The sequence below is a fragment of the Azospirillum sp. Marseille-Q6669 genome (assembly GCF_965111635.1).
Map to the genome: position 1 here is coordinate 353,311 of NZ_CBCOOP010000006.1, position 21,341 is coordinate 374,651.

The 21,341-nt window shown below is 70.8% G+C and carries 21 protein-coding genes; 7 read left to right on the forward strand and 14 right to left on the reverse strand.

The window, feature by feature from the left end:
* The first annotated feature begins 19 nt into the window (after nt 1–19).
* The 5 genes from ACWPXE_RS30175 (at nt 20) to ACWPXE_RS30195 (ending at nt 5,288) form a co-directional block, all read left to right on the forward strand.
* Entirely contained in the window at nt 20–550 is a 531-nt protein-coding gene (locus ACWPXE_RS30175) for an L-2-amino-thiazoline-4-carboxylic acid hydrolase (protein ID WP_454020771.1), read from the forward strand.
* Nucleotides 547–1,746, forward strand: coding sequence for a M20 aminoacylase family protein (locus ACWPXE_RS30180; protein WP_454020772.1), 1,200 nt, complete (start codon nt 547–549; stop codon nt 1,744–1,746). Before ACWPXE_RS30175 ends, ACWPXE_RS30180 begins: the two co-directional genes overlap by 4 nt.
* Nucleotides 1,743–3,047, forward strand: coding sequence for an NAD(P)/FAD-dependent oxidoreductase (locus tag ACWPXE_RS30185; RefSeq protein WP_454020773.1), 1,305 nt, complete (start codon nt 1,743–1,745; stop codon nt 3,045–3,047). The genes ACWPXE_RS30180 and ACWPXE_RS30185 overlap by 4 nt, the downstream gene beginning before the upstream one ends.
* Before the next feature lie 244 nt (nt 3,048–3,291).
* A complete protein-coding gene (locus tag ACWPXE_RS30190) occupies nt 3,292–4,086 on the forward strand; it encodes a tetratricopeptide repeat protein (protein ID WP_454020774.1) in 795 nt (264 codons plus the stop codon).
* Nucleotides 3,993–5,288 (forward strand): tetratricopeptide repeat protein, encoded by a 1,296-nt coding sequence (locus tag ACWPXE_RS30195; protein WP_454020775.1) that lies wholly within the window; start codon nt 3,993–3,995, stop codon nt 5,286–5,288. Before ACWPXE_RS30190 ends, ACWPXE_RS30195 begins: the two co-directional genes overlap by 94 nt.
* 6 nt (nt 5,289–5,294) lie before the next feature.
* Here the strand turns inward: ACWPXE_RS30195 and ACWPXE_RS30200 are convergent, their stop codons facing one another.
* From ACWPXE_RS30200 to ACWPXE_RS30215, 4 genes are all read right to left on the reverse strand, one after another.
* Entirely contained in the window at nt 5,295–6,407 is a 1,113-nt protein-coding gene (locus ACWPXE_RS30200) for an FkbM family methyltransferase (protein WP_454020776.1), read from the reverse strand.
* Nucleotides 6,408–6,545: 138 nt separating this feature from the next.
* Nucleotides 6,546–6,788 carry a hypothetical protein gene (locus ACWPXE_RS30205; protein ID WP_040137885.1) on the reverse strand — a complete coding sequence of 81 codons (243 nt, stop codon included), beginning with the start codon at nt 6,786–6,788 and terminating at the stop codon, nt 6,546–6,548.
* 110 nt (nt 6,789–6,898) lie between these two features.
* A complete protein-coding gene (locus ACWPXE_RS30210) occupies nt 6,899–7,327 on the reverse strand; it encodes a VanZ family protein (RefSeq protein WP_454020777.1) in 429 nt (142 codons plus the stop codon).
* A gap of 100 nt (nt 7,328–7,427) precedes the next feature.
* On the reverse strand, nt 7,428–7,628 hold the full coding sequence (locus ACWPXE_RS30215; RefSeq protein ID WP_014200194.1) for a hypothetical protein: 201 nt from the start codon (nt 7,626–7,628) through the stop codon (nt 7,428–7,430).
* Nucleotides 7,629–7,934: 306 nt separating this feature from the next.
* Between ACWPXE_RS30215 and ACWPXE_RS30220 the strand changes: the two genes are divergently transcribed.
* Nucleotides 7,935–8,615, forward strand: coding sequence for a LuxR C-terminal-related transcriptional regulator (locus ACWPXE_RS30220; RefSeq protein WP_237908181.1), 681 nt, complete (start codon nt 7,935–7,937; stop codon nt 8,613–8,615).
* 46 nt (nt 8,616–8,661) lie between these two features.
* Here the strand turns inward: ACWPXE_RS30220 and ACWPXE_RS30225 are convergent, their stop codons facing one another.
* The 6 genes from ACWPXE_RS30225 to ACWPXE_RS30250 all read right to left on the reverse strand — a co-directional run bounded on the left by ACWPXE_RS30225 (nt 8,662) and on the right by ACWPXE_RS30250 (nt 16,531).
* The gene (locus ACWPXE_RS30225) at nt 8,662–10,266 is read right to left on the reverse strand and encodes a sensor histidine kinase (protein ID WP_454020778.1); all 1,605 of its coding nucleotides are present in this window, start codon (nt 10,264–10,266) and stop codon (nt 8,662–8,664) included.
* Nucleotides 10,267–10,409: 143 nt separating this feature from the next.
* Nucleotides 10,410–10,997 carry a DUF6655 family protein gene (locus tag ACWPXE_RS30230; protein WP_454020779.1) on the reverse strand — a complete coding sequence of 196 codons (588 nt, stop codon included), beginning with the start codon at nt 10,995–10,997 and terminating at the stop codon, nt 10,410–10,412.
* 267 nt (nt 10,998–11,264) lie between these two features.
* A complete protein-coding gene (locus ACWPXE_RS30235; RefSeq protein ID WP_454020780.1) occupies nt 11,265–13,007 on the reverse strand; it encodes a fructose-specific PTS transporter subunit EIIC in 1,743 nt (580 codons plus the stop codon).
* A gap of 35 nt (nt 13,008–13,042) precedes the next feature.
* Nucleotides 13,043–14,005, reverse strand: a complete 963-nt coding sequence (gene pfkB, locus ACWPXE_RS30240; protein ID WP_454020781.1) for a 1-phosphofructokinase — start codon at nt 14,003–14,005, stop codon at nt 13,043–13,045.
* On the reverse strand, nt 14,002–15,963 hold the full coding sequence (gene ptsP, locus ACWPXE_RS30245; RefSeq protein ID WP_454020980.1) for a phosphoenolpyruvate--protein phosphotransferase: 1,962 nt from the start codon (nt 15,961–15,963) through the stop codon (nt 14,002–14,004). Before ptsP ends, pfkB begins: the two co-directional genes overlap by 4 nt.
* Nucleotides 15,851–16,531, reverse strand: a complete 681-nt coding sequence (locus ACWPXE_RS30250; RefSeq protein ID WP_454020782.1) for a PTS sugar transporter subunit IIA — start codon at nt 16,529–16,531, stop codon at nt 15,851–15,853. The genes ptsP and ACWPXE_RS30250 overlap by 113 nt, the downstream gene beginning before the upstream one ends.
* Nucleotides 16,532–16,779: 248 nt before the next feature.
* Here ACWPXE_RS30250 and ACWPXE_RS30255 point away from each other — a divergent pair, with 248 nt between their 5' ends.
* On the forward strand, nt 16,780–17,808 hold the full coding sequence (locus ACWPXE_RS30255; protein ID WP_454020783.1) for a LacI family DNA-binding transcriptional regulator: 1,029 nt from the start codon (nt 16,780–16,782) through the stop codon (nt 17,806–17,808).
* A 194-nt stretch (nt 17,809–18,002) separates the two neighbouring features.
* Here ACWPXE_RS30255 and ACWPXE_RS30260 read toward each other — a convergent pair whose 3' ends face one another.
* The 4 genes from ACWPXE_RS30260 to ACWPXE_RS30275 form a co-directional block, all read right to left on the reverse strand.
* A complete protein-coding gene (locus ACWPXE_RS30260; RefSeq protein ID WP_454020784.1) occupies nt 18,003–18,746 on the reverse strand; it encodes a TetR/AcrR family transcriptional regulator in 744 nt (247 codons plus the stop codon).
* 91 nt (nt 18,747–18,837) lie between these two features.
* Complete coding sequence (locus tag ACWPXE_RS30265; RefSeq protein ID WP_454020785.1) at nt 18,838–19,452, reverse strand: isochorismatase family protein; 615 nt, start codon at nt 19,450–19,452, stop codon at nt 18,838–18,840.
* Nucleotides 19,449–20,495, reverse strand: coding sequence for a 2,5-dihydroxypyridine 5,6-dioxygenase (locus ACWPXE_RS30270; RefSeq protein ID WP_454020786.1), 1,047 nt, complete (start codon nt 20,493–20,495; stop codon nt 19,449–19,451). Before ACWPXE_RS30270 ends, ACWPXE_RS30265 begins: the two co-directional genes overlap by 4 nt.
* A 27-nt stretch (nt 20,496–20,522) precedes the next feature.
* The gene (locus ACWPXE_RS30275) at nt 20,523–21,338 is read right to left on the reverse strand and encodes an alpha/beta fold hydrolase (RefSeq protein ID WP_454020787.1); all 816 of its coding nucleotides are present in this window, start codon (nt 21,336–21,338) and stop codon (nt 20,523–20,525) included.
* Nucleotides 21,339–21,341 lie beyond the last annotated feature (3 nt).

Genomic DNA, 21,341 nt, shown 5'->3' on the forward strand with positions numbered 1-21,341 from the left:
CGGAAAAAGGATCGCAGCGATGACCACCGACACCGAAAACGCCGCTCCCGCGTCTGCCCCCCTGCCCATCCTGGAGCGGCGGCGCATCGAGGCGGCCTTCGCCAAGGTGCTCTACGACCAGCTCCTGCCCGAGATCGGGCGGGAGCGGGCGCGCGCCGTGCTCGCCCGCGCCATCGAGGTGATGGCCCGCGAGGCCGGCGCCGCCATGGCGGCGGAGGACCGCGCCACCCGCGGCACCGCCGACCTCGCCACCTTCCACGAGCGGCTGGCCCTGTGGACCGCCGGGGACGCCCTGCGGCTGGAGGTGATCGAGAGCGCGCCCGACCGGCTGGGCTTCAACGTCACGCGCTGTCGCTACGCCGAAAGCTACCGCGCCATGGGCGTGGAGGAGATCGGCGACATCCTGTCCTGCAACCGGGATGGCGAGTTCATGTGCGGCTACCGCCCCGACGTCCGCTTCACCCGCACCCAGACCATCATGCAGGGCGCCAGCCACTGCGACTTCCGCTACAGCCTGCCGGCGGGCGGACCCCAGGAGTCTCCGGAATGACCATCCCCGCGAACGTCCGCCTGCATCCCGCCGCCGAGGCTCTGGCCCCGGAGATGCGGCAGTGGCGGCACCATCTGCACGCCCATCCCGAAACCGCCTTCGAGGAGCACGAGACCGCCGCCTTCGTCGCGGACAAGCTGCACGCCTTCGGGCTGGAGGTGGCGACGGGGCTGGGGCGCACCGGCGTGGTCGGCACGCTGAAGGGCCGCCGCCCCGGCGGCCGGGCCATCGCGCTGCGCGCCGACATGGACGCGCTGCACATCCACGAGACCAACGACTTCGCCCACCGCTCGGTCAATCCGGGGCGGATGCACGCCTGTGGCCACGACGGTCACACCACCATGCTGCTGGGGGCGACCAAGGTCCTGGCCGACGATCCCGACTTCGCCGGGACGCTGCACGTCATCTTCCAGCCGGCCGAGGAGAACGAGGGCGGCGCCCGCGAGATGGTCGCGGAGGGGCTGTTCGAGCGGTTTCCGGTGGACGGCGTCTACGGCATGCACAACTGGCCGGGCCTGCCGCTCGGGCAGATCGCGCTGCGGCCGGGGCCGATGATGGGCAGCTACGACATCTTCGAGGTGACGGTCCACGGCAAGGGCAGCCACGCCGCCATGCCGCATCTCGGCCACGACCCGATGACCGCCGCCGGTCATCTGCTGACCACCCTGCAGACCATTCCGGGGCGCAGCCTGCACCCGCTGGACAGCGCCGTGGTCTCGACCACCTGGATCACCGGCGGCGACACCTGGAACGTCATCCCGGCGGAGGTGACGCTGCGCGGCACCGTCCGCGCCTTCAAGGAGGGGGTGCAGGACGTGGTCGAGGCGCGGCTGCGCGCGCTCGCCGAGCACACTGCCGCCGCCTTCGGCTGCACCGCCAGCGTGCGCTACGAGCGGCGCTACCCGGCGACGGTCAACAGCGCCGCCGAGACCGCGCTGTGCGCCCGCGTCGCCGCATCGCTGGTCGGCGAGGAGAACATCGACCACGACCCGATGCCCTCAATGGGGGCGGAGGATTTCGCCTTCATGCTGAAGGAGCGGCCGGGCTGCTACGTCTGGCTGGGCAACGGGCCGACGGACGGCGGCTGCCTGCTGCACAACCCCGGCTACGACTTCAACGACGCCAACCTGGCCATCGGCGCCAGCTACTGGGTGGCGCTGGCCAAGACGCTGCTGGTGGAGGAGGGGGCGCGATGAGCGCGCTTCTCAAACCGCTGCTGGACGCGCCGCTGCCGGAGTCCCACTGGGCGGCCAGCGCCGTGGCTGGCCCGGAGAGCGGCCCGCTGGACGGGGCGATCCGGGTGGACGTGGCGGTGGTGGGGGCGGGCGTCACCGGCCTGTCCACGGCGATCCACCTGGCCGAGCGGGGCGTACGCGTGGCGGTGCTGGAGGCGCGCGAGCCAGGCTTCGGCGGGTCGGGCCGCAACAACGGCCAGATCATCCCGACTCTGTCGCGCCTCGACCCCGTCAACCTGACGGCGGCCTACGGCGAGGCGAAGGGATCGGCGCTGGCCCGCATGGTCGGCGGCTCGGCGGCGCTGGTCTTCGACCTGATCGAACGCTACCAGATGCGTTGCGACGGCGTGCAGAAGGGCTGGATCCAGCCGGCCCACCGGCCGGGCCGCATGGCGGCGGCCGAGCAGCGGGTCGCGCAGTGGCGGGCGCTGGGGGCCGAGGTCGCCTTGCTCGACGCAGCGCAGACGGAACGGGCGCTGGGCACGCGCTTCTGGCACGGCGCCATGGTCGCCCCGACCGGCGGCCATGTGAACCCGCTGTCGCTGGCCCGCGAGATGGCGCGTGCCGCCCTCGGGCTGGGCGTCGCCATCCACAGCGACACGGCCGTCGCCGCCATCGACCGCGTCGGAACCGCTTGGCGGCTGACCACGCCGCGCGGCAGCGTGACCTCCGACCGCGTCGTTCTGGCGACCAACGCCTACACCGACGATCTGTGGCCAGGGCTGCGCCGCTCCATCGTGCCGGTGCTGAACTTCCAGATGGTGACGGAGCCGCTGCCCGCCGCCCTGCGCGCCAGCGTGCTGCCCTCCGACATGGCGTGCAGCGACACCCGCGGCGACCTGCATTTCTTCCGCTGGACCGCCGACAACCGGCTGGTCTCCGGCTGCACGCTGGTGCGGTCGGCGGACGCCGAGCGGCGGGCGCGGGAGCGCACGCGGGAACGCATCCGCCGCGTCTTTCCCCAGATCGGCAACCCGGCCATCGCGCGGAGCTGGAGCGGGCATCTGGCGATGACCGCCGATTTCCGGCCCCATTTCCACGAGCTGGCGCCCGGCGTGACCGGGGCGGTCGGCTACAACGGGCGCGGCATGGCGCTGGGCACCGCCGTAGGCCGCGAACTGGCGCGCCACGCCGTAGGGACGGGCGCGCAAGAGCTGGCCTTGCCCTTCACCCCGGTGAAGCCACTGCCGTTCCACGATCTGGTGACGCGATTCTCCCGGCTCTACATGCTGCATCTGCGCCGGTTGGACCGCACGGGCTGAGGGTTGGGCGAAAATCCCTCTCCCCTCTGGGGAGAGGGTGGCCCGAAGGGCCGGGTGAGGGGGGTGCGCTTGTGCCGGACGCTCCGCCACGCGCAAACCCCCTCACCCTAACCCTCTCCCCAGAGGGGAGAGGGGATAGAGCAGGCGATGGCCTTGGACAAAACCTCCGGCGGTTGACAGTGCGGGGTTGGCCCGGCCACTGTGGCGCCATCCCGAAGCGGCCCCACGCGGATTGCCCCGGCTCATGGCCACCGTCTCCGAAGCCCTGTCCATCGCGCTCGACCATCACATCGCCGGGCGGGTGGCGGAGGCGGAGACTCTCTATGGCCGGATACTGGAGGCGGTCCCCGGTCATCCCGACGCCAGCCATCTGATGGGGCTGCTGCTCGCCCAGACCGGGCGGGTCGCGGCGGCGCTCGCCCATCTCGACGCCGCCGTGGCCGGCGATCCGGCGTCGCCGCCCTACCATCTCAACCGCGGCAAGGTTCAGGACGCGCTCGGGCAAACCGCGGAGGCGGCGACGAGCTGGCTCGCCACGCTGCGCCTGCAGCCGGATCATGGGGAGGCGGCGGAACGGCTGGCTCCGGCGCTCCGCCTGTTGGCCGAGACCGCCTTCGATTCCGGCGCCCTGGCCTCCGCCGCGGCGCTTTACGAACGGGTGCTGACCCTCGATCCGCAAAACCTGTCTGCCGCCTTCGACGCGGCGATGGCCGCCAAGGGGTTGGGACGGTCGGAAGAAGCCGCCCGGCTGGCCGGGCTCGCAGCCCGGCTCGACCCGGCGCTGTTGCGCGCCCGCATGGTTGAGGCGGAGGCATGGCAGGTGCTCGGCCAGACGGAACGGGCCATTGCGGCGCTTCGTCCGGCGGTGGCCCTGGACCCCGCGCAGGGCGGTTGTTGGGCGAGCCTCTGCCTGCTGCGCAACGAACTGGGTCAGCGCGGCGCGGCTTGTCGCTCGACCCCGCCTCGGCGGAACTGCACCTCGCCCTCGGCGCGGCGCTCGACGCGTTGCATGCCCTGGAGACGGCCGGGCGGGTGCTGAACCGCGCCGGTCGGCTGCGTCCGGGCGACGCGGCGGCGCTGGCCGAGCGTGGCCGCCTGTGCGAGCGCGCCGGCTTGCCGGAGCGGGCGGCGGCACTGCTGCAACGGGCGCTGGCCGCGCGTCCGGACGACGGGGACTCGTGGGTGGCGCTCGGCCGTGCCGCGCTGCGGCGGGGTGATGCGGCGTGGGCCGGACGCTGCGCGCGTCGGGCGCTGCGGCTCGCCCCCCGCCTGCCCGCAGCCCTGCTGCTGGCCGGTGAAGTCCGTGAGGCGCAGGGGGCCGACGGCGAGGCGCTGGCGGTCTACGACCAGGCGATCGCCGCGGCACCGGGCATCGGCACGGGCTTCTCGCGCCGGGCGATATTGCTGCTGCGCCGGGCTGTGGGCGACGCCCCGTCGCCACGCCGAGCGTCAGGCAAGCGGCGCCTGTCGATGTCCACGCTCGGCCATGTGGGGCGGTTCGGCAATCAGCTCCTGCAATACGGGTATCTGCGCGTCTGCGCGGAGCGGAACGGGATGGAGTTGGAAACGCCAAAGTGGATCGGGCGTCATCTCTACGGCCTGGACGACCCGCTCCCCGGCCCGCCGCTGCCCAGCCTGCACGAGGAGGACTGCGGCGTTCAGGCGCTGCTGGACGGGCGGGCGCTGGCGGGCGCGGACGGTCACGACGTGGTCGGCTACTTCTGTGGCGACACCACGCCCCTGGCGCCGCACCGCGCGCGGTTCCGCGCCCTCTTCACGCCGGTCGGCGCGGTGGCGGAGCGCGCCGCGGCGGCGCTGGACGGGTTGCGGGCGCGCGGGCGGACCCTGGTGGCGATCCATCTGCGCCGCGGCGATTTCGGCCGGAACGACCGGTTCTGGATCGCGCCGGAGGGCTGGTATCTCGATTGGCTGGCCGACCTGTGGCCCAAGCTGGACCGGCCGGTGCTCTACCTCGCCACCGACGCGCCGGAGCTGGCGGAGCGCTTCAGCCGCTATCGCCCCGTCCTCGCCGGCGATCTGGGGACGCCGCTGCCGGGGGCGGAGTTCTTCACCGACCACTGGATTCTGTCGCGGGCCGACCGGGTCGCCGTGTCCAACAGCTCCTTCTCGGTGACGGCGGCGATGCTGAACCCGGCTCTGCGCGCCGCCCTGCGTCCGGATCGCGAAAGGGCGCGGCTGGTGCCCTTCGATCCCTGGTGCGGGCCGGTCCTGCTTCCCTGAGCGATATCAGCCGGGACGGCGCACGTAGAGCGCGTCGCCCCAGCTGTGATGGTAGGGGCTGACCTCGGCGACGCGGGCGAAGCCGTGGGCGAACAGGATGTCGTCCACATCGGCGGCGAGGCCCGAGCCCTCATACAGCTCCGCGTAGCTCACCTCGGTCACCACCGCGTCGAACCGGGGCAGCAGATCGCCGCAGCCGTTGAGAATCCGGCGTTCCGAGCCCTGCGCGTCGATCACCAGCACGTTGAAACCCTCCGGCGCGAGGCCGTTGGACGCCAGCAGGTCCGGCAGGGTCCGGGTTCCTACCTCGATGACTTCGTCGACGGTGATGTGGGGATAGACGGTCAGATGGCCGGTCGGCTCCAGCAGGGAGCTGGACTGGCGGCTCGACATGCGGGAAAAGCGCGCCCGCCCGGCGGTGTCGGAGACTGCCGCGTTCAGGCAGACGACGTCGCCGTGGTCAGCGAAACTGGCCTGGAGCGTGGCGAAGGTTGCCGGGTCCGCCTCGACGAACAGGACGCGGGCACCGCCAGCCTCCTGGTAGTTGGCGTATTCCTCCCCCTCATGGGCCCCGACATGGATGATGCCGCGCGGCACGACGCCGTGGCGGGGAAACAGGTCCTTGTAGCGGAACATGCCCTGGCTGCGCGCGAACAGCCGGTTCCAGTGCCGGGGGGCGACCGCCATGTGCGTGCCGCCGCGCCCGTCCTTCGGTGGCGTGCTGCGGAATTCCAGATTGCGGTCGGCGAAGCGGAACAGCGAATAGCCGCTGGCCTGCAGGCGCGCGTAGAGCGCGGCCAACTGCCCTCCGGCCTCGGCCTCTTCAAACTGAAGGAAGTCGATGCGGCGCAGGCGCAGCAGATCGGCCGCGCCGTCCAGCACCGCCAGGGCGTCGCCGCAGCCGTCCAGAACCAGCCAGTCGATGTGGCGCGGCCCAACCGGACCACACCACGCGTCGAGTTCCGGTTGGGAGGTCGGCAGGGCGAAGCATGTCCGGCCAGGGGCGGCGGAGTCCGTCCAGCGCCCCGCACCATTTCCGACCGCCACCAGAGTGGCTTCGGGTGGCAGGAAGGCTTTCTGAAGCGCAAGGCCGGGAAGGGGGAGCGTCTCGTGCTGCATCTCATCACCGTCATGGGCCTGATTGACAGTCCCAAGGGATGATCGCAGCCGCTTCCCGTCGCCTTGGCACGGTGGCCATTGTGGAAGCGGACGCGGGGCGGGTCAACGGCACCGCCCCGATCGCAATGGTTGATGCCCTCAGGCCGCGCGGTGGAGGAAGCCCAGATGCTGCGGCGCCAGGGTGGAGGCCCACTCCTCCGCCGCGTCCTGCGCCTCGCGGCGGGTGGCGAACCAGCGGGCGTCGGGGGTCCAGCTCAGCCCCTCATGCTCCGCGTGCCAGTTCCACCAGCCGTCGGTGGCCTCGCAGACCGTCAGCATCACGCCGAACGCGGATTCCAGGGCGCGGGCGCCGGTCTTAGCCTTTTCGTTATGCCAGTCCATAAGCGTTACTCCAGATGTCCTGCCTTTCGGCATAGCATAGTTCGGTAGACGAACAAAACCAAAAAACGGAGAAGGATGCTCGGGATTGTCGCTCCGGACGCTGTGTCCCCTCACTCCGGTAAGGACGCAAACGCCGCGGGCTGCGTGACTATTCCATGGCGCGCGCGGCGCGCGCGTTCGGCGGCGCGATGCCCCAGCTGGACGGTCATGATTCCCAGGGTGATTCCCATGGCGTCCCCGGCCAGATCGGACAGGCTGGCCTCGCGTCCCGGAACGAAGGATTGCGCCACCTCGATCGCGGCGCCGAGCGCGAAGACCGCCAGCACCGCCAGGACGGCGGTGCGCCGGCTGGCGCTGGCCAGGATGCCGAGCAGAGTGAGGAGCCCGAAGGCCCCGGCGTGCACCAGCTTGTCGAAGCCGTAAAGGCCGCTGGGCGCCAACTGCGGTTGCAGCGCGGCCCAGAAGGCGATCCCCGTGAGACCGAGAAGGGCGCAGAGCGCGAGCCGGCGCCAAACAAGGGGAAGTGGGCGGAACGTCATGACGGCCTCCTGCGACGAAGGCCATCCTGCGCGGAACAGTCTCAAGAGCCGGTTAACCGCCCGATGTCCGCGCTGTGACATCAGGCGGGCAAGGCTCGTTTCAGGAACCGGTCGCCAGCCCCATGGCAATGCCGCGCGCTTCAGTGAAGGCCGCGCGCTGCTGCACCAGCGTCCCGTCGGCGTAGACGCCCCAGCCGCTCTGCGAGCCGGTGGCGTGGTAACGGATTTCGATCCGGCGGTGACAGTCCTGCATCACGAAGTGACACGGACTGATCTTCTTCCACATGGACACCATCGGCATGTCGGGCACCCATCCAAGCGATGAATTACGATGACTGTACCAATGGCCGATTATGGTTGCCGTGATATTAACGAGACGGCGTTCGATTCCCGCGCAAAATGGGTAGTGGCCTGTTCAGACGTGGTTTTTCCGAGTTTCCAAGCATCCGGGAGCGACCTGGACCGGCTTTCCGGGGAGGGGCATATGCCCGATGGGAGGACGTGCCTCGGACTTCATTGGTTAATATTCTACTAACGGACGGGTAGCCGGCCCGCCAACGATAGGGTAGGGTTGCTCATCTCAATCACCTTCGAGAGTGACTGGACGATGCAATCGGTCTCCATCTTTCTGATCGACGCCAACAAACTTTTCCGCGAAGGCATGAAGGCCCTCTTCTCGGAAGGGGAGTTCCGCATCACGAAAGAGGCCGCCAGTTTCAGCGACGTACCGCCGCCGGGCATGATGGAGGGCGACATGCCCGAGCTGATCATGATGGACCCGGCTTCCGCCAACGGCACGGTCCAGGCCGTCACCGTCCTGCGGGAGCAGTATCCGAGCGCGCGGCTCGTCCTTCTGGCCAGCCACCTCGACGCCCAGGAAATGGCCAACGCCATCCAGGCCGGCGCCGACGCCTTCCTGATGAAGGACATTTCCCCGGCCGCGCTGGCGCAGTCGCTGCGTCTGGTGATGATCGGCGAAAAGGTCTTCCCGACCCATCTCGCCGCCCTTCTCATCACCGGCAAGGCCGGCGCCAACACCAGCGCCAACGGCCCGACCGCGGCCAAGGGCCTGTCGCAGCGCGAGACGCAGATCCTGGAGCGCCTGCTTCAGGGGGACAGCAACAAGATGATCGCCAATCATCTGAACATCACCGAAGCGACGGTGAAGGTTCACCTGAAGAGCCTGCTGCGCAAGATCAACGCCTCCAACCGCACCCAGGCGGCCATCTGGGCGCTGGAGAACGGGTTCGGCGGCAAGGTGGAAAAGCCGATGGAAGCCGTCGCCTAAGGTTCAGGACGCCGCGCCATCCCGGAATCCGGTGGCTTCAAAGCCGTCAGGCTGGAAAAGTCAGAACGAAGCGGGTTCCGGGGCGGCCGCCCTGATCGGGGCGGTCGATCTCCATCTTTCCGCCGAGCTGGCGCACCAGACCGTGCACCAGCGTCATGCCCATGCCCTGCCCCGACCCGGCGGGCTTCATGGTGCCGGCGCCGTCCGGCAGGCCGGCCCCGTCGTCGGTCACCGTCAGTCGGCGGTCGTCGCCGCAGGCTTCGAACCGCACCGTCACCGTCCCCTGCTGGTGCGCGCCGAAGGCGTGCTTCAGGGCGTTCAGCACCAGCTCCGTCACGATCAGCCCCATGGACGAGGCCTGCGCGGCGGGCATCGGGATGCCTTGCGCGGAGTCGATGACCAGCGTGCAGCGGCCCGAATCGATGAAGGCACCGGTCAGGCTTTCCCCCAGCCGTTGCAGATAGTCGGCCGCGTCGAGCGTGGCAAGGTCGTTGCGCGTCGCCTCGAACAGGCGGCGCTGCACCAGCGCCATCGCCTGGATTCGTGAAAAGGCCTGTTCCACCGCCTTGCGCGCCGCCGGGTCGGTGACCGTGGCGGTCTGCATCGACACCAGCCCGTGCAGAAGCTGGAAGCTGTTCATGATGCGGTGGCTCATCTCATGGGCCACCAGCTCGCTGCGGCGGGCCTCCTCCAGCGCCGCGGCCAAGCCCTGCGCCGCCCGCTTTTCCGCGTCGATGTCGCTGACCACGGCGACCACGCCGGTGATCCGCCCCTCGCTGTCGCGCAGCGGGGCCGCCGACACGCGCGTCCAATGCTCCGTCCCGTCGGCGGCGCGGTGCAGGAAATCCATGCCGGGCACCACGATCTCGCCCCGCAAAGCGCGCGCGCCCGAGAAATCCTTGCGCTCGACCGGCCGCCCGTCGGGGTGGAAGGCGCGCCAACGCGCCGCCTCCCGGTCGTCGGCGGAGGGCAGGGAACCGTTGGTGTAGTCGCGCATCAGCCGGTTGTTGCGGGTGGTGCGGCCCTGCGTGTCGTAGACGGCGACGCCGACCGGCAGATGCTCCAGAACCGAGGACAGCAGCGCTTCGCTGGAGTGGCGTTCCCGCTCCGTCCGGTCCCGCTCGATCAGCAGGGCGGCGGTGTGCGTCAGCAGATCCACCGACTCCAGGTCCAGCGGGCCGGGCGCGCAGGGGGTGGCGTGGTAGATGGTGAAGGCGCCCAGCACCGTCCCATTGACCGCGCGGATCGGGGTGGACCAGCAGGCGGCGATGCCATGCTCCCGCGTCAGCGCGTGGTAGGGCGCCCAGCGCGGGTCCAGCGCCACATTCTCGACCACGACCCGTTCCCCGCTGTGGGCGGCCAGACCACAGGAGGGGGCTTGCGGCCCGATCTCGAACCCATCCACCACCCGCGTGTAGGTGTCCGGCAAGCCCGCCGCCACGCCGAAGCGCAGGCTGAGACCACCCTCGTCCACCAGAAAGATGGCCGCCCGCGCGCCGAGCTGTTCGGCGCCCGCCCGGACCAGCAAGGCCAACACCTCGTCCAGCCCGGCGCCGCCGATTGCCCGCTCCAGGGCGGTCTTCTGGGCGAGCAGCAGCCGTTCCGATCGTCGGACGCCGCCGCTGTCCCGCTCCGCCCCATGATCGTCCACTGTGCCGTCGCCTTTGCGCTTGATGCCGCGCCCCGCGGGGCCACGGCATGGTACGCGTCCACCCCCAGCCGCGCCAGAGGATGCGGCTATGGCTTTGGTTGGACGCAAAATTTGTGCGGAAATGCCCGCGTCGGTCGGTGTCGTCAGTTGGTGTCTTCGGGGTAGGGGGGCGAGGTGCGCCAGGAGAACAGCGTCATCGCCCGGTAGCTCTGCTCCCCCGACAGGCCGTAGGCCGGCTCCGTCGAGGCGACCAGGGCGCCGCTCTGGTTGTCGTAGGCGAAGGCGGAAAACTTCGCGACCGCCTGGTTCTCGGTGGAGCTGTAGACCGACGCTTCCGGCAGGGTGATCGTGCCGGGCAGGGTGATGGGTGGAATGCCCAGCACCGTCTTGCTCTGGTTCACCGACAGGGCGCCCAGCCGGATCTCGATGATCGTGTCGGCGGCGGCCCGGTCGGGGACGAGGCGGATGCCCTGGCGCAGCAGCGATTCCTTGATCGCGCTGGCGGCGTATTTGGAGTCGGTGCCGTCGAAATTGCCGGTGTCGAGGAAGGCCCGCTTGTCCGCCGGCAGATCCAGCCGCAGGCGGTTGGCGGCGTTGTCCGCAGCGCTGGAAATCAGGAGCTGTTCGGTGGCGGTCCGGGACGGAAGGCTTTCCTTCACATCGGTGCATCCGGCGGCCAGGGCCGCGGTGGCCGCCAGCGCTGCAAGGATCATCGGTCTGTTGCGGGGCATTCGGGTCCTCGTGCTTTTCGCCTCCGGCTTCTCAGGTTCGCCCAGTCTGGGCAAGGGAGAGATTTGGGACCAGCCCCACACGCCGAACAAACGAAACGCGCCGGACAAAAAAAAGCCACGCACGGGAACCGCGCGTGGCCTGAGTCTAGGGAGGAAACGCCCTATAGAGCGTGCTGCCGAGGCAGCAAAAGAAAGATAGGGTCGACGAGGCGTTCTGTCCAGGGGTTATGTAAACGTTTTCATCTCAACGACGCTTTCGCAGCGCTGTTACGCCGTCACGGCGGTACTGACCGGACGCTTCAGGAATCGCAGCGCGACCGCCGTGGTGACCGTCCCGGCGACCAGCGCCACGACGTAACCCGCCAGATGGGTGACGGCGTTGGGGATGGGCAGGACGAAGATGCCGCCGTGCGGAACCTTCAGCTCGGCCCCGATGCCCATGGAGATGGCGCCGGTCAGCGCCGCGCCCAGCACCAGCGCCGGGATGACGCGCAGCGGGTCGCGGGCGGCGAAGGGGATGGCGCCCTCGGTGATGAAGGCGATGCCCAGGATGCCCGCGGCGTTGCCGGCCTCCCGCTCCTCCCGGGTGAAGCGGTCCGCGAACAGCTTGGTGGCGAGCGCCAGGCCCAGCGGCGGCACCATGCCGGCGGCCATGGCGGCGGCCATAGGCGTGTAGACCTGGGACGCGATCAGGCCGGTGGAGAAGGCGTAGGCGGCCTTGTTGACCGGCCCGCCCATGTCGAAGGCCATCATCGCGCCGATCAGCAGGCCGAGCAGGATCGCGCTGCTGCCCTGCATCCCCTTCAGCCAGGCGCTCAGCGCCGCCAGGGCCTCCGCCACCGGGGCGCCGACCACGTAGATCATGGCGAGGCCGGTGACCAGCGAGCCGAGCAGCGGCAGGATCAGCACCGGCTTCAGCCCCTCCAGATTCTTGTGCAGCTTGATGTTGCGGTTGAGGAAACTGGTGGCGTAGCCGGCGATGAAGCCCGCGACGATGCCGCCGAGGAAGCCGGCGCCGAGGTTGGCGGCCAGGATGCCGCCGATCATGCCCGGCGTGATGCCCGGACGGTCGGCGATGGAGAAGGCGATGTAGCCGGCCAGCGCCGGAACCATCAGCGCGAAGGCGCCCTTGGCCCCGATCTGGAACAGTGCGTTGCCCAGCGTGCCCTGCTGGCTGTCCTCGAACACGTAGATGCCGCCGAGCGCGAAGGCGATGGCGATCAGCAGGCCGCCGGTCACCACGAAGGGCAGCATGAAGGACACACCGGTCATCAGATGCTTGTAGGGGCCGCTGCGCTGAGCCGCTACGTGCTCCGCCTTGGCGGCCTTGCCCGCCGCCACGCCGTCGGCCAGCGCCGGGGCGGTGCCGTGGGGCTGCGCCTCGGCCAGGGCGCGTTCGACCAGGGCGCGCCCGTCGTTGATGGCGGGCTTGGTGCCGCTCTTGAAGACGCGCTTGCCGGCGAAGCGGGCGAGGTCCACCTGCGTGTCGGCGGCGATCAGCACGACGTCGGCCTCGCGGATCTCCTGCTCGGTCAGCGTGTCGCGCGCGCCGACCGAGCCCTGGGTCTCGACCCGAACGGCGTGGCCCAGCGCCCGGGCGGCCTGCTGGATGCCCTCCGCCGCCATGAAGGTGTGGGCGATGCCGGTGGGGCAGGAGGTGATGGCGACGATCTTCTTCGTCCCCGCCTGCGCCGGAGCTTGGGCCGGGGCGGACGCGAGCGCCTGCTCCAGCACGGCCCGCGCGTCGCGCAGCACGGCGTCGAGCGCCGCGGCGCTGCGCTTCAGACCGGCGAAGCGCTCCTCGCCCAGATCGCCGGAACCGACGAGAATGACCCCCTGCGCGCCCTGCGCCGCCCCGGTGGGCAGCGTGTTGCGCACGCCGAGGCTGGAGCGCACCTCCACCTGGATGGTGTGGCCGAGCGCTGCCGCGGCCTTGCGCAGCGCTTCGGCGGCCAGGACGGCCTGGGTGCTGAGATCGCCCGCCGCGATCACGGCCAGCATGTTCGCCATGGTTTCCTCCCGAGCGGTCGCCCGCTCCCCGTTCATTAAAGCGTTGATATCTCCACCTGTCCGGCCAGCGCGCGGACCGCGTCCGTCCCCGGCAGGTTGGGTCCGAAGCAGCCGAGCTTCGCCGTGGCGAAGGCCACCGACAGGCGGGCGACGCCCTCCAGCGGCAAATCCGCGCCGAAGGCGGCGATCAGCCCCGCCACCATGGCGTCGCCGGCCCCCACCGTGCTCAGCGCGTTGACCGCTGGCAGCCGGGCGTGCAGCGCCGGGCCGTCGGCCACGAACAGCGCGCCGTCCGCCCCCAGCGAGACCACCACGACCGCCACGCCGTTCCGGTGCAGGCCGCGCGCCGCCTTCAACAGGTCGGCGGTGGCGGGCAGGGGGGCGCCGGCCCAGGCTTCCAGTTCGTGCCGGTTCGGCTTGATGCAGAAGGGCAGGTCCGGGGCGGCCAGCGCCGCCGCCAGCGGCGGGCCGCTGCTGTCCAGCACCACGCAGGCGCCCTGGGCGCGCAGGTCCGCCGTCAGCGTCGCGTAGCTGTCCGCCGGCAGCCCGTCCGGCAGGCTTCCCGCCAGCAGGACCGGCGTGCCGGGCAGGACCAGCTCCCGCAGGGTGCGGCGCACGCGGTCGAGCGCGTCGGCGTCGGCGGTCAGGCCGGGCAGGTTGAGGTCGGTGGTGTCGGCGGCGGCGCGGTCGGCGATCTTGACGTTGACGCGTGTCTCTCCGGGCAGCCGGACGAAGCGGTCGGCGATGCCCTTGGCGGCGAACAGCGCCTCGAAGGCCGCGGCGTTGCCGCTGCCCAGCAGGCCGGTGGCGACCACCGGCGTTCCCCAGTCGGCGAGGCAGCTCGCCACGTTCACGCCCTTGCCGCCGGCGTTGCGCCGCACGGCGCTCGCCCGGTGGACATGGCCGGGGCGCAACGCTTCGACCGTGATGGTCTGGTCGATGGCCGGGTTCAGCGTGACGGTGACGACCGGCTGGATGTCCTCTTTGGGCGTGTTCATGCCTCGCCCCTGTCGAGCGCACGCACCGCGTCGGCGGTCTCGCAGTCCAGCGCCCGCCGCGCGGCCTCCTTCAGGGCGGACAGGTCGCTGCCGCGCAGCCGGTCCTTCACGGCGGGGATGTCGCGCGGCGTCATCGACAGCTCGCGCACGCCGAGCCCGGTCAGCAGCGCCGCGCCGAACGGGTCGCCGGCGATGCCGCCGCAGACGCCGACCCAGCGCCCGTGCCGCTCCGCCCCTTCCACCGTCAGGCGGATCAGCCGCAGGACGGCGGGGTGCAGGCTGTCGGCCTCCGCCGCCAGTTCGGGGTGCTGGCGGTCGATGGCCAGCGCGTATTGCGTCAGGTCGTTGGTGCCGATGGAGAAGAAGTCGACATGGCGGGCCAGGACGTCGGCCTGGATGGCCGCCGCCGGAACCTCGACCATGATGCCGAGCGGCACGGCGGGGGCGTCCAGCTCCGCCCGGATGCGGTCGCAGGCGGCGCGCAGGGCCTGCACCTCGCCCAGCGCCGTGATCATCGGGAACATGATCGACAGGGCTCCGCCGCCCTTGGCGGCGCGATAGAGGGCGCGGAGCTGAGTCTCCAGAAGCTCGGGCTTGCGCAGCAACAGGCGGGCGCCGCGCACGCCGAGGAAGGGGTTCTCCTCGTGCGGAAGCTGAAGGTGCGGCACCTGCTTGTCGCCGCCGATGTCCAACGCGCGGACGATCAGCGGACGGCCTTCCAGGGCGGTCAGCATGCCGCGGTAGGTCTCGTACTGCTCGTCCTCGCCGGGGGCGTCGCCGCGCTCCAGGAACAGGAATTCGGTGCGCATCAGGCCGACGCTCTCCGCCCCTTGCGACAGGGCGACCGCCACCTGATCGGGGCGGTTGACGTTGGCGCCGATCTCAACCTCGTGGCCGTCGCGGGTGCGGGCGGGCAGGCCGCGCCGGGCCTCCTCCTCGGCCTTGCGGGCCTCCTCCCGCGCGATCCAGGCGCGGGCGTTGGCGGTGTCGGCCTCGGCGGGGGACAGGTGCAGACGCCCGGTCTGGCCGTCGAGGATGGCCGGGGTGCCGTTCGCCAGCTCCATCAGCGCCGCCCCGCCCGCCACCATCGCGGGAAGCCCGAGCGTGCGGGCCAGGATGGCGGTGTGGGAGGTCGGGCCGCCCTGCGCCGTCGCCAGCCCGATCACCCGCGCCATGTCCAGCGCCGCCGTGTCGGAGGGCGACAGGTCCTCGGCGATCAGGATGCAGGGGGTGTCCGGCAGGTCCGGCGCGCCGCCGGTGCGCAGAGCCGGGTCGATCCGCGCCAGGACGCGCTGACCGACGTCGCGCAGGTCGGCGGCGCGGGCCGCCAGCACCGGGTTGTCGAGCGCGGCCAGCCCGGCGGCGGTGCGCTCCACCGCCCGATGCCAGGACCAGGCGACGCCGTGCCCCTCGACCATGAGCTGGCAGGCCAGCGTCACGAGGTCGGTGTCGTTCAGGATTTCCGCCTGGGCGGTGAAGATCGCCGCCTCCGATGGCCCGAGCCGGCGGGCGGTGTCGTCGGCCAGCGCCTTCAGATTTTGGCGGGTCAGGCTCAGCGCCTCGTGCAGGCGGTCGCCGCCCTCGATCAGCGGGACCGGCTCGTCGGGAACGGACACGACGGCGCGCGGCAGCACATGCACCGGGCCGATGGCGAGGCCGGGGCTGGCGGCGATTCCCGGCACGGCGGGCAGCGGGTTCGGCGGCGTCCAGCCGCGCGCGGGCGCGCGGGTCTTCTGCGCCGCGGCGGCCGCGTCCGCCTTCTCCCGCGCGGTCAGGCGGGTGATGGTCGCCTTCATGCGGGCGAGCGCCGCCACGGCGTCGTCTCCCTCCGCCGAGACGACCACGCTATCGCCGGCGCGCAGGCCGAGCTGGAGCAGCGCCACCAGCGCCTTGGCGTCGGCCACCAGATCGCCGTGGCGGACCTGGATGCGGGCGGCGGACGTGCGCGCCGTCTCCACCCAGGCGGTGGCCGGGCGGGCGTGCAGGCCGGTGGGGTAATCGACCACCCAGTCGAACCGCTCCTCCAGATCGCTGCCCGGCGTGGTGGGGGCAGCGGCGGGGGCGTCCTCGCTGAGGGCGGCGGCGAGGGCGGCGGGGTCGGTGACGGTGAACAGGGCGGTCAGCCAGTCGCCACTCCTCCCGCAGCCGCCGGGGCAGGCGGCGCAGCACGGCGATGTGGGCGTCGGACTGGGCGGCGATGGCGACCACCAGATGGGCCGTCTGGCCGGGATTCCATGCGATGCCGCCCGGCACCTGGAGGACGGCGATGCCGCTGCGGCGGACCATGCCGCGATCCTCCACCATGCCGTGGGGGATGGCGACGCCATGGCCGAGGAAGGTGTTCGCCACGGCTTCCCGGCGCAGCATGCTTGCGGCGTAGGCCGGATTGATGCAGCCGGCGGCGATCAGCAGCTGGGCGGCCTCGCGGATCGCCTCCTCCTTGCCGGCTGGGCTGGCGTTCAGTCGCAGCAGATCGGGCCGCAGCAGATCGGGCCGCAGCAGATCGGTGGGCAATCCGGTGGGCATAATGGCGGTGTTGGCGTCGGGGGCCATGGCGGGTCCGTCTCCTCCGTTCGGTTTAGCGCCGGGCGGTCTTAGGCGTCGTCCTTGCAGCGCTGTTATTGAAAACGATTACATCGGGCTCTGTCAACGGAGTTTGCATTGAATCCGCGGACTCCTTCGGGCAGACTGTGCCGTATGGGGCGGTGGATTGGCCCTAAGGGATGGAAACGATTTCAAAAACACTTTCAAGACGGATCGGTGACCGGATCATCATGAGCGACAGCGTCAAAGCCACCGGAATCAAGGCTGTCGGAATCAAGGACGTCGCCCGTGAGGCCGGCGTCTCGGTCGCCACGGTGTCGCGGGTGCTCAGCAACGGCCCGGTCAGCGACGCGCTGCGCGCGCGGGTGGAGGACGCGGTGCGGGCCACCGGCTACCGCCCGAACCTGTCGGCGCGGCGGCTGCGCTCGCAGCATTCCCAGACCATCGGGCTGATCGTCTCGGACATCCGCAACCCCTTCTTCACCGCGGTCAGCCGCGCGGTGGAGGACGCCGCCTTCCAGGCCGGCATGCGGGTGATCCTGTGCAACACCGACGAGAACCCGGAGCGGGAGGCCATGTACCTGCGCCTGATGCAGGAGGAGCGGGTAACCGGCCTGATCTTCGCGCCAACCCGCGCGACTCTGGCGCAGCTCGACCGGGCCGACCTGGATTTTCCCGTCGTGCTGATCGACCGCAGCGCGCCGGCCGGGCGGTTCGATTCGGTGGTGCTGGACAACCCGCAGGCCGCCGCCCTTCTGGTCGATCACCTGCACGGCCAGGGCTACCGCCGCATCGCCGGCCTGTTCGGCAACACCAGCACCACGGCGGTTGAGCGCCACGCCGGCTATCAGGCGGCGCTGGCCGCCCACGGTCTGCACGCGGAGGCCCGCTTCGTCCCGCCGACCGCCGAGGCGGCGGAGGCGGAGATCGCCCGCTGGCTGGCGGAGGCGCGGCGCTCCGGCGCCATGCCGGACGCGGTGATGGTCAGCAACAGCCTGCTGCTGATGGGGGTGGTCAAGGCGACGCGGACGCTGGGGCTGGCGATTCCCGGCGATCTGGCGGTGGCCGGCTTCGACAACGAGCCGTGGACGGAGCTGGTCGGCCCCGGCCTGACGGTGATCGAACAGCCGGTCCACGAGATCGGGCGGGCAGCCATGACGCTGCTGTTCGAGCGGCTCGACGACCCGGAGCGGGCGACACGCAAGGTCGTGCTGTCAGGAACCTGCGTGGCGCGCGGGTCGACGGGTGGGGTGGGGTGAGTGGTTGCGGCGGTGCCCCCCCCGACCTCCCCCGCTTCGCAGGGGGAGGAGAAAAAGCCCTCCCCTGCGGAGCTCTCGCGCAAGCGAAGCTTGCGCTGACGCGCAGGCGGACCTTCGGTCCGCCGAGAGCGGGGAGGGTTGGGTGGGGGCGCACCGCAGCCACTTTCCAAAAACTACCCCCGCTTCCCCCGCCCCTACCCCCGCACGGGGTCCGGCACCGGGGCCAGCATGCCGGCGCTGACGAAGCTGCTGATTTCCGTGATGATCTCGTCCGGGTCGCCGGGGTTGCAGATGCCCGGCGCCAGCTCCTCCAGACGGTGGGTGTCGGAGAAGGCGTAGAGATAGGCGCCGATCATCAGCGTCATCCGCCAGTAGACGTCCCGCTCCGACAAATGCGGCAACGCTTCCTTCAGCGCGGCGGCGAAAATGCGGGTCGAGGCGTCGTAGGCCTCGTTGCGCAGCTTGTAGGAAATCTCCGGCGGCTCGGTGTGCAGCCGGGCCTGGAGCCGCATGAAGGTGCGGCCCCCCTCCGTCTCGCGCATGGCCAGCGCCGGCATCAGGAAGGCGTAGACGATGTCGCGCACCGGCGGCGGCGCGGGGCCGCGGCGCAGCGCCTCCAGCCGCTCCATGCGCTCGTCGGCGATCTTCCGGCCGCGGCGCAGGAAGACCTCCTCGAACAGCCCGTGCTTGGACCCGAAATAGTAGCTGATGAGGGCTTGGGTCACCTCGGCCCGGTCAGCGACGTTGCGCAGGCTGGTGCCGGCGTAGCCGAGGTTGGCGAACTCCAGCTCCGCCGCGTCCAGGATCTGGTCGCGCACGTTGCTGGTGCCCTCCGGACGGCCCGGCCCGGCCCGGCGGCCGCGCGCGGGGCGGCCCCGCGCCGGTCCGCTTTCCGGCGCGGTGTCGGCGACGGGCGCGCTGTCCTGGACTTTGCTCATCGGTCGGCTCATTTCACTCCCGGCGGCACTCTTCGGATGGAAAGTCTAACATGGTGCAACGCCTGATCCTCTTTTCAACCCTGACCGCGTCTCACAAGGCGAGAATGCGCTCCGCCGGAACCACGTCGCCGTATTTCTGGCCGATGTCGAACAGGTTGGCCTCGTGCGGCGCCAGGGCGCGGTCGCCCACGCAATCGGCCATGACGACCGGGCGGAAGCCGTGGCACATGGCGTCCACCACGCTGGCCCGCACGCAGCCGCTCGTCGTCGCTCCGGCGATCAAAAGAGTCTCGACGCCGCGCTGTGTCAACCACGGCGCCAGCCCGGTCCCGAAAAAGGCCGACGGGACCGTCTTGCGCACCACCAGCTCCCCCGGGACCGGAGTCAGCTCCGGCACGATGGCGCTGATGGCGGCGTGCTCGGTCAGGGTCTGCATGCCTGGCACCTTGATGGAGAAGACGTTCCCGTCCGATCCGTCGTCGGCGTAGACGATCCGGCTGTGGGCGACGAACCAGCCGCGCTGCCGGGCCTTCTCCAGCACCTGCGCCGTGCGGGCGATGGCCGGCGCGATGTTGCCGCCGCCGAACACAGCCGGATCGGCGAAGCCGTTGACGAAATCGACGATCAGCAAACCGATCTGACCCTGGATGCCCAGCGACCGGCCGAAGCCCTGCCGCTCGTAGACGGCCTGTTCCGAAACACTCATGCCAGTTCCTTTCCGGCCAGCAGCTTGCCCTCGCGGACAACCGCGCGCCCGTCCAGGCTGACGGTGCAGTTCCGCATGGGGATGTCGATGTGGCAGGCGGTGGTCCGCGACCCGCCCGCCTCGTTGTTGGGGCCGAGCGAGAAGAGGAAGTTCCCGGCGAAGGCCCGCGCGTCCATGCCCAGCGTCTGTTCCCGGTCGTAGAGGCCGAGCGTCGACCAGCGCGCCCGCTTCTGCGTGCCCCAGCCGATGTGGGAGATGGCGTAGGCCTCCGGGTCGGCGAAGGCGTCCATGTAGTCGTTCAGCAGATCGGCGTCCAAGCCGCCAGTGATGGCGGTGACGTAGCCCTTCTCCACCGTCATCTCGATCTGCGAGGTCAGGTAGCACTTCATCGGCAAGAGGATGTCGCCCTTGTCGAGGACGATCCGCCCGCTCGCCTGCCCCTCGTTGGGGAAGGTGAAGCCGAAGCCGCTCGGCCAGTGGTCCCAGCGCCCCGGCTCGTCGACGAAGCCGTATTCCTGCACCGTCGGGAACTCCCCGATGGGCAGGCGCAGGTCGGTGCCGGCGCGCGAGGTGACATGCATCTCCTTCGCCGCCTTCAGCAGCGCGGTCGCCTCGCCGACGGTCGCCTTGTCCTCCAGGCTGGGCAGCAGACGGACCAGCACCTCCGGCGGTTCGACGGCCAACAGGATCTTGGTGCCGCTCTCTAGGATCTCCATCTGCTCCGGCGAGAAGAGCAGCGTCATCAGGTCCAGCACCAGATCGCTTTCCTTCAGCGCGGCCATGGCGGCGCGGTTTCCGGTCAGCGGGGTGGTGCCGAGATAGGCAAGGCTGTCGCGGCTGTGGGCGTGCTCCGCGTTCACCGGCGGCAGGTCCAGCCGGTTGACCCGCGCCCCCAGGTTGGAGGCGGCGATCAGGGCGGTGCGCAGGGTTTGCGGGTGGGTGCCGTCGCTGGTCAGGACGGTGACCACCTCCTGCGGCTTCAGCTTCGACAGGGTCAGAACATGGGTCCAGGCGCGGACCATATCGGCGTCACTGACGGGCATGATGCGTGTCCCTTTCCTGAATGGCGGTCAGACGGCGGTGCCGAGGAACGTGCCGAAGGCGCGGTAGAAGCCCTCCGCGTCGTCCCAGGGGATCATGTGGCCAGCCCCCTCGACGCGGGTGACGGCCAGCTCGGGCTGAAGCTTGCGGATCTCCGCCTCCTCCTCGGGCCGGATCACGTCGCCGCGTCCGGCGGCGATCAGCAGGGCCGGACAGGGGATGCGCGGGAAGTCGGCGTGGATGTCGTTGGTCTGGAAGTCGTTGAAGGCGGTGACGATGGCCCGCTCGTCGCAGGTGTGCAGCCATTCGGCGCGCAGGCGGAGCTGTTCCTCCGTCCAGGTCGGGCAGAAAGGCCGCATCGCCTCCAGGTCGGCGCCCTCGCGCATCAGGCGGATGGAGTCCACGTACCAGGGCAACTGCGCCGGGTAGGGGCGGCGGCCCGGCCCGGAGACCGGCGGATCGACCATGACCAGCCGCGCCGGGGCGGCGCCATGGCGGCTGACCGCGCGCAGGCCGATGCGGGCGCCCATGGAATGGCCGACCAGCGCGTAGTCGCGCAGGCCCAGCGCCTCCGCGAAGGCCGTCACGTCGGCGGCCATGGCGTCGAGCCCGTAGTCGAGCGCGTCCGACGCCTCCGACAGGCCGCGCCCGCGCACGTCGAGCACGTAGGTGTCGAAGTTGCGCCCGAAGCGCTCCGCCACGAAGCCCCAGGTGACGGCGGGGCTGGTGATGCCCGGAACGATAACGACGGGACGGGTTTTCCCCTCGCCGCCGTAGCGCAGGTAATGCTGGCGGATGCCGTTGGCGCGGACGTTCGCGCCGTAGCGGTAGGTGCTGCTGGTCATGGC